The organism is Streptomyces sp. MNU76, assembly GCF_020982545.1.
GTDB lineage: Bacteria > Actinomycetota > Actinomycetes > Streptomycetales > Streptomycetaceae > Streptomyces.
This window is the reverse complement of sequence record NZ_JAJKLK010000003.1, coordinates 942264-954889: the sequence shown is the minus strand read 5'-3', so window position 1 is coordinate 954889 and position 12626 is coordinate 942264. Positions and strand designations below refer to the sequence as shown.

Here is a 12626-nt window from a genome sequence, read left to right as displayed (position 1 = left end):
TCAGCCGACGTCCGTGCGGGGGCCTGCCGCGCGGAGGGCCAGGTACTGGAGTGCCGCGAACCCGGCCACGGTGACCGCCTGGAGCGGTGTCCACACCGCGCCCGCCGCGCTCGGCGTCAGCCACAGCACCAGGGAGACGAGGCTGAGGACCGTCCAGGCGAGGTTGGCCTCGATCACGGCCCGTACGGGCAGCGTCGGCGGACGCTCACGCGCGGCGAGCAGGGCGACACCCACCGCGTACACGGTGAGGAACGCGCCGAGCCCGAGGAGCAGCCCGGGGTCGACCCCGAGGAAGCGGCCGAGGGGGCCGGAGGCCAGGAGGTAGGCGAGCCCGTTCGCCCCGGTCACCGCCGCGTCGGCGGCCAGGAAGCGGCGCAGCATGGTGCGGGGCTCGGTGGTCCGGGCCAGTACGGCGAGCCGGGCCGTCGACGCGAAAGTCATGGACATGGCAGATCACGCTCCGTCGAGGTGGTGGGCGGGAACGGGAGGGACCGGGGCCGAGCGCGCCCGTGGGGCGGCCGGAAGGACCCGGTGACCTCACCTTGCCGCGCGGTACCGACGGCGGTCGATTACCTCCGAGGTCATGGCACCCCGTACCCTGCGGGGTCGTCGTGCCCCGAGGCCGCCGGAACATCGCGTTCCGGCCGCCCCTGCGCGGTGCCACCGGGGCATGACAGACTGTTGGGGTATATCGGCGCGTGGGGAGGCGTGGCGTGAGTGAGCGGCGGGCAGCGCCCACCGTGGGCCAGGTGGTGCTCGGAAAACGGCTCCAGGAACTGCGGGAGGCCGCCGGGCTCAAGCGCGAGGAGGCGGCACGCGTCCTCCGGGTCGCCCCGGCGACGGTACGGCGCATGGAGACCGCCGACGTCGCCCTGAAGATCCCCTACGTCCAGGTGCTGCTGACGACGTACGGGGTCGCCGAGCACGAGGTCGCCGCGTTCGTGTCGCTGGCCGAGGAGGCGAACAAGCCGGGGTGGTGGCAGCGGTTCCACGATGTGCTGCCCGACTGGTTCAGCGTGTACGTCAGCCTGGAGGGCGCGGCGCAGCTGATCCGGCAGTACGAGCCGCACTTCGTGCCGGGGATGCTGCAGACCGAGGAGTACGCGCGGGCCGTGATGGAGGCCGGGACGGTCGGGCAGACCGGTACCGAGAGCATCGAACGGCATGTGTCGCTACGGATGGCGAGACAGAAGCTCCTCACCCAGGAGCAGCCGCCGCACCTGTGGGTGATCATGGACGAGACGGCCCTCAGGCGGCCGGTGAGCATCCGCTCCCAGGTGATGCGCGACCAGATCGACCGGCTTCTCGACGTCACCGAGAAGGACCATGTGATCCTCCAGGTCTGCGAGTTCGCCAGCGGCCCCCACCCGGGCACCTACGCCCCCTTCTCCCTCTTCCGCTTCGCCGAACCGGAACTCCCCGACATGGTCTACAGCGAGTACCTCACCGGTGCCCTCTACCTCGACTCCCGCACCGAGGTGGCCCTCCACCTCGAAGTCCTCGACCACATGGCGGCACACGCGGCCTCCGCCGAGGCGACCCGGGACATCCTGAAGCGGTACCGCGACACACACTGAGCTGAGCCCCCGGGCGGCTACGCCGCCCCTCCCTCCCTTCGGCCCCTTCTCCTCGTCCACGATCTCCGCGTCGACCACCGTCGTGTCGTCGTCCTCGGCGGCCTTCCCGTTCCCGTTGCCGGCCGGGCCGGAGGGCGGTGTCTCGGCCCGGTCTGCGGCCGCCGCCGCGTACATGGCCTGGCCCATGCGCTGGCTGACGGTGGAGAGGTGGTCGGTGGCGGCGCGGAGGGACGCGGTGTCCTCGGGGTGCTCCAGGAGGCGCTTCACCTCGGCCACCGCTGCCTCCACCTCGGCCCTGCTGTCGGCGGGAACGCGCGCCTCGTTCTCGCGGAGGAACTTCTCGGTCTGGTAGGCGAGTTGCTCGGCGTGGTTGCGGGTCTCGGCGGCCTCGCGGCGCCGGCGGTCGTCGTCGGCGTACCGCTCGGCCTCCCGCATCATGCGGTCGATGTCGTCCTTGGGGAGCGCGGAGCCGCCGGTCACCGTCATCTTCTGTTCGCGGCCGGTGGCGAGGTCTTTCGCCGAGACGTGCATGATGCCGTTCGCGTCGATGTCGAAGGCCACCTCGATCTGCGGGACACCGCGCGGCGCGGGCGGCAGCCCGGTGAGGTCGAAGACGCCCAGCTTCTTGTTGTACGCGGCGATCTCCCGCTCGCCCTGGTACACCTGGATGCCGACCGAGGACTGGTTGTCGGCCGCCGTCGTGAAGATCTCCGAACGGCGCGTGGGAATCGTCGTGTTGCGCTCGATCAGCTTGGTCATGATGCCGCCCTTGGTCTCGATGCCCAGGGACAGCGGGGTGACGTCGAGCAGCAGGACGTCCTTCACGTCGCCCCGGATGACGCCCGCCTGGAGCGCGGCGCCGACCGCCACCACCTCATCGGGGTTCACCCCCTTGTGCGGGTCCTTGCCGGTGAGTTCCCGGACCAGGTCGCTCACGGCGGGCATCCGCGTCGAACCGCCCACGAGGATGACATGGTCGATCGCCGCGAGCTTCACCCCCGCGTCCTTGACGGCCTGGTGGAACGGCGTCCTGCACCGGTCGAGCAGGTCGGCGGTCAGCTCCTGGAACTGGGCGCGCGTCAGCGTCTCCTCCAGGTGGAGGGGCCCTTCGGCGGAAGCGGTGACGTACGGGAGGTTGATGGACGTCTCGGAGGAGCTGGACAGCTCGATCTTGGCCCGCTCCGCGCCCTCCCGCAGCCGCTGCAACGCCATCTTGTCGCGGCCGAGATCGACGCCGTGCTGCCCCTGGAAGCGCTTGACGAGGTACTCGACGACCCGCTGGTCCCAGTCGTCGCCCCCGAGCCGGGTGTCGCCGTTGGTGGCCTTCACCTCGATGACGCCGTCGCCCATCTCCAGGAGGGAGACGTCGAAGGTGCCGCCGCCGAGGTCGAAGACGAGGACGGTCTGCTCCTCGCCCCGGTCCAGGCCGTACGCGAGGGCCGCCGCCGTGGGCTCGTTGATGATCCGCAGGACCTTCAGGCCCGCGATCTCGCCCGCCTCCTTGGTCGCCTGCCGCTGCGCGTCGTCGAAGTACGCGGGAACGGTGATGACGGCATCGGTGACGTCCTCGCCGAGGTACGACTCGGCGTCCCGCTTCAGCTTCTGCAGGACGCGCGCGGACAGTTCCTGGGCCCGGTAGCGGGTGCCGTCCACGGAGCCCTCCGCGGGGAACCGCCAACTCGCGTCGCCCATGTGGCGTTTGACGGAGCGGGCGGTGCGCTCGACGTTCGTCACGGCCTGCCGCTTGGCGATCTCGCCGACGAGCACCTCGGCGCTCTTGGCGAAGGCCACCACCGACGGTGTCGTCCGCTGCCCCTCCGCGTTCACGACGACGGTCGGCTCACCGCCCTCCAGCAGGGCCACCACCGAGTTCGTCGTCCCGAGATCGATCCCGACCGCACGCCCCATCGCCGTCCCCTTCCAGCGGAGTCCGCAAGGACCCGCGAGGTCCGCCAAGTGTTCCCACCACCAGCACAAAACTTGAGTGGGCTCTTGTCAATGGGGCGGAGACGGGGCGCACGAAGCAGACGGTCAGGCCAGCTCGGCCGTCAGCGTGATCGTCGTGCCGGTCAGGGCCTGGCTGACCGGGCAGTTCTTCTTTGCGCCCTCGGCCGCCTCCTGGAAGCCGTCCGCGTCGAGGCCGGGGACCTCGCCGCGGACGGTGAGGTGGATGCCGGTGATGCCCTCGCCGGGCTGGAACGTCACGTCCGCCTTGGTCTCCAGGCGGGTGGGCGGGGTGCCCGCGCCCGTGAGGCCGTGGGAGAGCGCCATGGAGAAGCAGCTGGAGTGGGCGGCCGCGATCAGCTCCTCGGGGCTGGTCTTGCCGTTCGCCTGCTCCGCGCGCGACGGCCACGACACCGGCTGCGAACCGATGCCGGAGGAGTCGAAGGTGACGGTGCCGGTGCCCTTGAGCAGCTCGCCTTCCCAGACGGTGTGTGCGGTGCGCGTGGTGGCCACGATGAGTCCTTTCCTGTCAGTCACGATGCCGGAGTCCCGTCGCCGGGGTTCCGTCGCCGGGGTTCCGTGCCCCCATCCGATCACACTCCGGCGGGCAGGAGGCTCATCTCACCCTGAACACCGGCCCCCGCGCGGTGAACGGCAGGCGAGCACCTTGGGGAATCAGATACGCGTGCTCCCGCCGTACCCGCAGCACGTCGCACCAGCCGTCCGTGATGACCAGGACCGGTGCGCCCGGCGGGAAGTCGTCGGCGCGGTGCAACAGATCGACGCCCGGCTGCAGTTCCGTACCGCCGCGCCCGCGTACCCGTACCCGTCCGGCGATCTCGGTGACCGGCAGGTACCCCGCGTCGTGCGGGGCGGCGTCGCAGAACACGACCCGGGCGGCCGGTACGTCCCGGCCCGCCGCGTACGAGGCGATCGCGCCCAGCGCCTTGCCGAGCAGCGTCCGGTCCATGGAGCCGGAGGTGTCGAGGACGACGCCGAAGGTGCAGCGGGCGATCTCCTCGGGTGGGAAGTACCGTCCGGCGCGCGGGATGTCGGGGGTGGCGGACTGACGGCGCGAGGGGCGCGCGTAGCTCCGTACGGCCTGGGGACTGGGTACGAACTCGTCGAACCAGCGGGCGAGTTGCGCGTCCCAGGGCAGGGGCGGATGGCTGAGGGCGCGGATCTCCTCGACCAGACCGGCGGGCAGCAGACCGCGTTCCTGCCGCTCGTGCAGGTCGAAGCCCCGGGCCAGGCCCCGGCGGTAGAACTCGTCGAGGTCCACGTAGTCGCGCGGCGAGCCGAGCGGACCGCCGAGGATGTCGCCCACGCCCCTGCCGCGCGGGGTGGCGAGCCTGCGCATCCGGCGCAGGTCACCGACGATCCGGTCGTAGACCTCCTCGGCCGACAGCCCGGTCAGTGCGGGGTCGTACAGCAGCCCGTCGGGCATGGTGCCGACCTGCATCTCGCGCAGCCAGTCGTTGATGACGTAGTCGGCGGCGATGTTGAACAGGAAGGGGTCACGGGTGCCGCAGCGGTCGCCGTGGCGCAGGGCGGCGTGCAGCATCTCGTGGGCGAGGATGAACCGCCACTCCTCGTCGTCGAACTGGCGGAGCGGGTTGAGGTAGATCTCGCCCGCCTCCGCGTCGACGGCCGCGACGGAGATGCCGTGGGCATGGGCGAGTTCGACGTCGGCGACGATCCGGATGCCGGCCGCGATGCCGCCGAGCAGCGGGTAGGAGGAGATGAACCAGCTCAGCGCCTTCTCCCAGGGCCGCATGCGGGTCGGCTCGTCGTCCAGGGACTCGCGGCGGCCGCCGGCCATGTCCATCGCGGCGGACATCGTGCGGGTGAGGGCGTGCGCGAAGGCGAGCTGCCAGTCCGTGGGTGTGCCCCGCCACGTGGGCCAGGACAGCAGCAGCTGGTCGGGCTCGCCGCCGGCCGTGCCGCAGTGCTCGTACGCCGCCGGGAGTCCGTCACGGCGCCAGCGGGCGGCGAGGCGCTCCTCGTCGCCGTCCGGGTAGCGGTCGGGCAGGTTCTCGGGGGTCAGGCCGACGGGGAAGGTGAGCAGGAACCGGTTGACGGCGACGCAGCGGGCGGCGAGGTCGAACCGGTCGGGCTGGGTGCGCTCGCCCCGCGCCGCCGGGACGTGCCCGAAGCCCAGGTGGATGGCGGCGTGGGCGATGGCCCAGGCCCAGGCGTCGGGGGCCGCGAGCCGGTCGGGGTGCGCGTGCAGCACGCCCTCGGAGTCGACCCGGACGAGGCCCTCGCGGGGCGCCAGGTCGCACTTCTCCTTGCGGCAGACGCTGAACCCGACCGCCCGCAGCGCGGAGTTGCGCCGCACCGCCTCCAGTCCCGCCTCGAACGCCTCGGTGGCGAGGTCCCGCTGTGTCTTCCGTTTCCCCCGGCCCTTGCCGCCGGCCGTGCTCACCGGCGCGCCTCCACCAGCCGGGGCATGTCGCGGGCCGCCTCGACCAGGAACCAGGCGGGCAGCACGGGGTTGCCGTCGGTGTCGTCGGCGATGACGGTCTGGGCGACCTCGACGGAGATCTCCGCGAGCCGCACCAGCAGGGACTTGGCGCGGTACGCGGTCTGCCGCCCGTTCGCGGACATGTGCTGCTTGCTGACCGGCAGTTCCTTGATCAGCCGGCCGCGGAAGGAGTCGGCGAGGTAGTACAGCAGGTCGCGGTCCTCCACGCGGTGGGGCCAGCCGGCCTCGCCCTTGAGGATGGCCTCGATACCGAACCGGCTGCGCACGATCTTGACGTAGCCGCAGAAGGCCACCGCGTGCGCGGGCGTCAGCGTGCCGTGCGCGAGGATCTTCAGGGTCTCCTCGTCGAGGTCGGTCCCGAAGGAGTGCAGCGCGTCGGAGAGCATGTGCCAGGAACGGGGCGTGGAGAACGGCTCCTCGCTCTTCGGCGGCTTCGACCACAGCTGGTCCGGGCGGTCGGTGAGGTGGTCCAGGATCCAGGGGTGGATGCCGTTGTCCTCGGCCCAGGCCAGCCAGTCCTTGGCCGACGCCTGGAGGTGGACGTGGGTGAGCCGGTTGACCAGGGCGGAGGCGATGGGGCGGGCCAGGGCGTTGTCGGTGGCACGGTTGCCGGCGCCGACGACGATCGAGCCCTTCGGCAGCTCGTAGTTGCCGATACGGCGGTCCAGGATCAGCGAGTAGAAGGCCTTCTGCACATCCGGGGTGGCCGCGTTGAGCTCGTCCAGGAACAGGCAGTACGGCTCGTCGCGGGCGATCGCCTCCGGCGGGCAGAACACGGAGCGGCCGTCGCGGATCTGCGGGACGCCCATCAAGTCCTCCGGCGCGAGCTGCGTACCGAGGAGGCTCACGCACTCCAGGCCCAGCGACTCGGCGAAGTCCCGCACGAGTGAGGACTTGCCGATGCCGGGGGCGCCCCAGAGGAAGACGGGGCGCACGGTGGCGAGGCCGAGCAGCAGCTCGGGGAGGCGGGAGGGCGTGACGGTGACGGCTGCCTGCAAGGCGTGGGCTCCAGGGATTCGGTCCTGCGGACGTTGCGGCCAGTGTGGGTGACCGCTTCGCGGGAGCGCAGCCGAATTTTTTCTGGGCCGGGGGCGCCTAGTAGGGCTCCGTTACGTCTGTCTGTCGGTCCTGTTTGGGGGAACGCTGAAGGTGTGGACGCACATGAAGTGAACCGTGCTCGGGCGACGTTGGCGTTATTCGTCGCTGACGTGTTCGCGTCGGTGCCGCGCAAGGATCAGCGGGCGAAGGGCGACTGCTACCTGCGGGGACTGATGCTGGACGGACGGCGGAAGTCGATCCAGCCGATGGCGGAACGGCTGCCCGACGGCAACGAGCAGAACCTGCAGCAGTTCGTGAACCAGTCGACGTGGGATCCGGTGCCGGTGCGGCGGCGGATCGCCCAGCGGATGGTGCCGAGAATCGGCCCGGATGCCTGGGCGGTCGATGACGTGTCGTTCCCCAAGGACGGGAAGATGTCGGTGGCGGTCGCGCGCCAGTACTGCGGGGCGCTGGGCAAGCGGGCCAACTGCCAGGTCGCGGTGAGTGTGCACGCGGTCTCCGACACCGCGTCCTGTCCGCTGCAGTGGCGGATGTTCGTGCCCGAGGAGTGGGCGGACGATGCGGTGCGGCGGCAGAAGACCGGGATACCGCAGGAGGTCGGGCACCGGGAGAAGTGGCGTCTGGCCCTGGACATCCTCGATGAGCTGGCCGGGTGGGGTCTGGTGCCGCCGGTGGTGGTGGCCGACGCCGGCTACGGGCAGAACGCCGACTTCCGCGACGGTCTGAGCGAGCGGGGCATCGGCTATGTCGTGGCGGTCCGTTCGGACGTGACGGTCCACCCGCACGACGTGCGGCCCACCGCCCCGGCCTGGTCCGGGAACGGTCGCAGGCCGCAGCCCCGCTACCGGGACAAGCCGTCCTCGGTGGCAGCGCTGGCTCAGGAGCACGGACGGCAGGCGTTCACCGAGGTGACCTGGCGTGAAGGCTCCCGCGGGCCGATGCACTCACGCTTTCTGGCGCTGCGGGTGCGGCCGGCCGGGGTGAGGGCCCGCCGTCTGGCCCAAGCCGCCGCCACTGCCGAGCACGGCCACTGGGACGGTGTCCTGCCCGAGGTGACGCTGCTGGTCGAATGGCCCCAGGACGCCGAAGCACCCACCGACTACTGGCTGTCCAACCTGCCCGCCGACACACCGATCACCGAACTGGTCCGCCTGTCCAAGATCCGCTGGCGCATCGAGCACGATTACCGGGAACTCAAGCACGGCCTCGGCCTGGACCACTTCGAGGGCCGCTCCTGGAACGGCTGGCACCACCACGTCACCCTGGTCACCGCCGCCCACGCCTTCCTCACCGAACAGCGCCTGTCCCCAAAAGCCGATACAGCGGACTCACCCTCTACCAGATCCTCGACGCCATCCAGGACCTGCTGAACTGCTGGACCGGCACCTGCACCACCTGCCACCGCCCCCTGCCCAGAACATCCACCACCAGCCCAAGCACAAGAGCCAGAGCAACCTAACGGAGCCCTACTAGGGCGTGTTTCGGAAGTCCCTTCGTCGCCCGAAGGGCGGCTCTGCGGCGTCCGGTGCGTGCTCTCGGCGCGCCGGACGAAAGGCCTCGTACTGGGTGTACTTCGCCTTTCGTCCGGTGCGGCGGTGGGGGTACCTCCCGGTCGAGCGCCAGCCGAGACTGGGGGAGCGTGCCGGGCGTCGCAGAGCAGAAGGGACTTCCGAAACACGCACTAGGCGCCCGCCGGGTCCTGTTGGGTGGCGGGTGCGGGTCGGTTCGTGGCTGGTCGCGCAGTTCCCCGCGCCCCTTCGGAGTGCTCCAGTTGAGCCACGGGGACTTGGGGGCCGTCCGCTTCCCTCAGCCAGCGTGTCAGGACGCGGTGGATGTGTTCCGCGCCCGTCAGGGGCTCGTCCTGCGCCACCGGCTCGGAGAGGGCCAGGGGGGACATCAGGAAAGGGCGGGACTGGCAGCCGCCCAGGCCTCCGTGGGAACCGATCTGTTCCTCGAAGGCGAGGACCTCGCCGTCGGCGGGGTCGTAGGAGGAGTTGACCATGATGTCTGCGGTGTGCGGGAAGCCGTGCGTGCGGCGTACGGCGTCGGCGGCGCCGGGGCCGAAGTCGGCCAGGGGGCCCGGGTGTTCGTCGCTCAGATCGTCGATCGGGATCTCCGCGCCGTGCGCGCCGAGGACCACACCGCCGTGCTCCTCGCTGCGGACGAGGACGAACCCGACGCCGGGGTGGTTGGCGAGGGTGGAGAGCAGCGCGGGGTGCCGCGCGTCGATCTCCTCGCGGCTCATCCGGTGGGAGACGTCCGGGAACGAGACGAGGCCGAGGTTGCCGGAGGCCAGCGTGATGGGCTCGGAGCGGCGGGTGGGGCGGTGCTCCTCGACGCCCTCCTCGACGGGGATGCGCAGCGCGGCCCGTACCGCCGCGCGTGCCTCGGCGCCGCTGTGGGTGCGCTGGGCGCGGCGCGGGACGGCCAGGCCGCAGCCGGCGCGGACCAGGTCGCCCAGGGTGAGACCGTAGCGGCCCAGGAAGGTCTCCCCGGGGCTCTGGCCGTGGTCGGAGAGGAGGACGATCCGGTAGGCGCGCGGGGCGTGTTCGGCGACCTGGGCGATCAGCGCGAGGGAGCGGTCCAGGCGTTCGAGGATCTTCGCGGCGTCCCGGCTGTGCGGTCCGGAGTGGTGCGCGACCTCGTCGTACGCCACCAGGTCCGCGTAGATCGCCGCGCGGCCGGCGAGCATGTCCCCGATCACCGCGGCGACGACGACATCGCGCTCGACGACGGTGGCGAAGGCCCGGATGAACGGGTAGAGCCCGCCGCGCTTGACGCGCGGGCGCTGCTCGGCCATCCGGGCCCGGGTGGACTGGCCGATCTCCCGCAGGACGTCGGCGACGAAGGACATGGCCGTGCGGACGGCGTTGGCGGGGTCGGAGAAGTAGGCGAAGTAGCCGGCGCGGGACCGGTTGCGCCTGCCCCGGCGGGCCGCCATCGACAGCACCAGCGCGAGCTGCTCGGCGCCGCCGCTGAAGAGGTTGCCGCGGCTGGCGCCGTCGACGGTCAGCAGACCGCCGTCGCCGGTGCGGTCGACGGCCCGGCGCTGGAGCTCGGCGGCGCTGGAGGGCCGGTTGCAGACCATCACCTCCCGGGTGTCCTTCTCGTACCAGCGGAAGGCCGGCACGTCGTGGTTGGTTCCGTGCAGGATGCCGAGCTGGCTGGCGCCGGTCTGGCTGGACCAGTCGGTGCGCCACGGGGTGAGCCGGTGCGTGGGCCGGGGCCGGGCGACGCCGGCGGAGGCGGGCGGCGGCGCGAGGCCCAGCCACGCGGCCACGGTGGGCATCAGCCCCTTCTCCGCCGCCGCCTCCAGCACGTCGTGGCCGACTCCGTCGAGCTGGAGGAAGAGGGTGCCGGGGCCGGCGGGCCCCATGCGGCCGTCGGCGTGCCCGCGGCGGCGGTCGGCCAGGCGGTACAGGCGGCGCCGGTAGGCGTCGTCGTCCCGTACGGCGAGGGCGCCGCCGGTGGCGGAGGCGACGGCGGACATCACCGCGGCGACGACCACGGCCGTCTCGGGCGCGGCCGCGCCCTGGCCTGAGGGGTTGAGCCGCAGGGCCAGCAGGAGCAGGGAGCCGTTGAGGAAGAAGACGAGCAGGCCGAGGACGAGCGCCGGGACCAGCAGCAGGGCCCGCACCAGCAGGGGCCACACGAGCGAGGACAGCAGACCGAAGGCGCCCGCGCCGAGCGCCGCGGTCACGGCGATCTGCGTGGCGCTCTCGTCGCTCTCGGACTGGAGCCGGAAGTCGGGGAGCGCGCCCGCCAGCACGAGCATGGTCAGGGTGGACACCGCCCATACGGCGAGCATCCGCCAGACGCCGCTCAGCACCCTCCGCCAACGACCACCGCCCACGTTCCGGCCACCTTTGCGTCACGATCCTGGGTTCAGCCTGTCATAGGGGTGGGGGCGCCGGGGTGGCATCGAGGGGCGGCACGGGGGCACGGCTCGGCAAGGGGCGGGCAGGGGCCGGGACTTGCCATGCGTCGCGGGCCGCGGGTCGTCGGTGGCCGGTCGCGCAGTTCCCCGCGCCCCTGGAGGGCGCTGGTGCACCCGGCGCTCGAAGAGGCACGTGGTGCCCTCAACGGCCGTCGTAGCCCGCCGTCGGCATCGACAGGCGGCGGTGGACATGGGCCTTCATCTGGGCGTCGTAGGCGGGTTCGGCGTGGCCGACGGTCTCGACGCGGATGCCGCGCCGGGCGCACTCGGCGGTGAAGTCGTCGACGGAGGCGAAGGCGCGCTCCAGGACGCGGTGGCTGGGGGCGACGAAGAGATCGACCAGGCCGGCGTCGACGTCGGCCCACAGGGCGCAGTGATCGGGGCGCAGACCGCGTACGAGCAGCTCGCGCGTGACCACATAGCCGCGCTCGGCCGCCCAGCGGGCGCACATGGCGTGCTGGCTGCGGGAGTCGACCAGGAAGGGGTCCGCCTCCAGCTCCTCCAGCGGTGTCAGGCTCGCTATGGCCGCGACCCGCACCACCGCACCGCGTCCCGGCGCGACCTGCCCCACCGCGCCGCGGCCACGGGCCGCGTCCGGGCACGCCACCCCGGAGACGCCGCTCCGATCGCCCTTGTCTCCCATGCTGTTCCCCCTCCCCCGGGCCCGGGACCCGTCCCGCGGAGCGAACCGCGGACGCCGGAACCGGCATGCCCGTCCACGGCATGATCCGCGGGACGGGCTCAGGCCGCAGACCCTACTCCAGCCCGTAGGCTCGGGGGAGTGGCGCGAAGGAGGCGAACGGAGTGCCGGTGGAGATCACCTGGTGGGGTCACGCGACCTGCACAGTGGAGGACTCGGGTACGAGAGTGCTGACCGACCCCCTGTTCGCGCGCCGGCTCGCACATCTGCGCAGGCGCCGGGGCGCGCCCCCGCCACCGGAGGCCGCGGTCGCGGACGTCGCACTGGTGTCGCATCTGCACGCCGATCATCTGCACGTCCCCTCCCTGGCCCGGCTCGCCCCGGGGACCCGGGTGGTGGTGCCGAAGGGCGCGCCGCGCCAGGTGCCGGGGCTGCGCAGGCTGGCCCATCTCCGGCTCTCCGAGGCGGCGCCCGGGGACGAGGTCAGGGTCGGTGACCTGCTGGTACGCGCTGTCTCCGCCCGGCACGACGGGCGGCGGCTGCCGGTCGGGCCGCATCGTTCGCCCGCGCTCGGGTTCGTCGTCGAGGGCGAGGCACGGACGTACTTCGCCGGGGACACCGGGCTGTTCGAGACGATGTCGAAGGAGGTCGGGCCGGTCGACGTGGCCCTGCTGCCGGTCGGCGGCTGGGGACCGTACCTCGGCGAGGGGCATCTGGACGCGGGGCGCGCGGCGGAGGCGCTTGCGCTGCTCGCGCCCCGGAGCGCGGTTCCGGTGCACTACGGCACGTACTGGCCGATCGGCATGGACGCCGTGCGCCCCCATGAATTCCACGCTCCCGGTGAGGAGTTCGTACGCCTCGCCGCCGCGCGCGCTCCCGAGGTGGCCGTGCACCGGCTGGGCCACGGGGAGAGCGTGCGACCGGGGGTGGCGCGATGAGACGCCCGCCGATCGCGGTCACCCGAGTCCTGGGGGAGGCTCG

The 12626-nt window shown here is 72.3% G+C and carries 9 protein-coding genes and 1 pseudogene; 3 read left to right on the top strand and 7 right to left on the bottom strand.

The window, feature by feature from the left end; translation table 11 throughout:
* The gene (locus E4N62_RS10615; RefSeq protein WP_230213657.1) at positions 1 to 447 is read right to left on the bottom strand and encodes a hypothetical protein; all 447 of its coding nucleotides are present in this window, start codon (positions 445 to 447) and stop codon (positions 1 to 3) included.
* Positions 448 to 713: 266 nt separating this feature from the next.
* Here E4N62_RS10615 and E4N62_RS10610 point away from each other — a divergent pair, with 266 nt between their 5' ends.
* Positions 714 to 1577, top strand: a complete 864-nt coding sequence (locus E4N62_RS10610; protein ID WP_230213656.1) for a helix-turn-helix transcriptional regulator — start codon at positions 714 to 716, stop codon at positions 1575 to 1577.
* A 30-nt stretch (positions 1578 to 1607) separates the two neighbouring features.
* Here the strand turns inward: E4N62_RS10610 and dnaK are convergent.
* The 4 genes and pseudogenes from dnaK to E4N62_RS10590 all read right to left on the bottom strand — a co-directional run.
* Positions 1608 to 3485: pseudogene (gene dnaK / locus E4N62_RS10605) on the bottom strand (molecular chaperone DnaK); the annotation flags it as partial.
* Positions 3486 to 3608: 123 nt separating this feature from the next.
* Positions 3609 to 4034 (bottom strand): OsmC family protein, encoded by a 426-nt coding sequence (locus E4N62_RS10600; protein ID WP_217176675.1) that lies wholly within the window; start codon positions 4032 to 4034, stop codon positions 3609 to 3611.
* Positions 4035 to 4137: 103 nt separating this feature from the next.
* Positions 4138 to 5949 carry a hypothetical protein gene (locus E4N62_RS10595; RefSeq protein WP_230213655.1) on the bottom strand — a complete coding sequence of 604 codons (1812 nt, stop codon included), beginning with the start codon at positions 5947 to 5949 and terminating at the stop codon, positions 4138 to 4140.
* Complete coding sequence (locus E4N62_RS10590) at positions 5946 to 7007, bottom strand: ATP-binding protein (RefSeq protein ID WP_184901513.1); 1062 nt, start codon at positions 7005 to 7007, stop codon at positions 5946 to 5948. Before E4N62_RS10590 ends, E4N62_RS10595 begins: the two co-directional genes overlap by 4 nt.
* A 153-nt stretch (positions 7008 to 7160) precedes the next feature.
* Between E4N62_RS10590 and E4N62_RS10585 the strand changes: the two genes are divergently transcribed.
* Positions 7161 to 8438, top strand: a complete 1278-nt coding sequence (locus E4N62_RS10585; RefSeq protein ID WP_230213654.1) for an IS701 family transposase — start codon at positions 7161 to 7163, stop codon at positions 8436 to 8438.
* 311 nt (positions 8439 to 8749) lie between these two features.
* On the opposite strand, the gene E4N62_RS10580 is transcribed toward E4N62_RS10585, so the two are convergent.
* Both E4N62_RS10580 and E4N62_RS10575 read right to left on the bottom strand, forming a co-directional pair.
* Positions 8750 to 10921: a phage holin family protein gene (locus E4N62_RS10580; RefSeq protein ID WP_230213653.1), complete on the bottom strand. Its 2172-nt coding sequence runs from the start codon at positions 10919 to 10921 to the stop codon at positions 8750 to 8752.
* 226 nt (positions 10922 to 11147) lie between these two features.
* Positions 11148 to 11648, bottom strand: a complete 501-nt coding sequence (locus E4N62_RS10575; protein WP_230213652.1) for a hypothetical protein — start codon at positions 11646 to 11648, stop codon at positions 11148 to 11150.
* Positions 11649 to 11809: 161 nt separating this feature from the next.
* Here E4N62_RS10575 and E4N62_RS10570 point away from each other — a divergent pair, with 161 nt between their 5' ends.
* Positions 11810 to 12583, top strand: a complete 774-nt coding sequence (locus E4N62_RS10570; RefSeq protein WP_230213651.1) for an MBL fold metallo-hydrolase — start codon at positions 11810 to 11812, stop codon at positions 12581 to 12583.
* Positions 12584 to 12626 lie beyond the last annotated feature (43 nt).

Coding starts and splice junctions, on each gene's coding strand:
- E4N62_RS10575 (WP_230213652.1), bottom strand. CDS start 11,648: ATGGGAGACAAGGGCGATCGGAGCGGCGTCTCCGGGGTGGCGTGCCCG.
- E4N62_RS10615 (WP_230213657.1), bottom strand. CDS start 447: ATGTCCATGACTTTCGCGTCGACGGCCCGGCTCGCCGTACTGGCCCGG.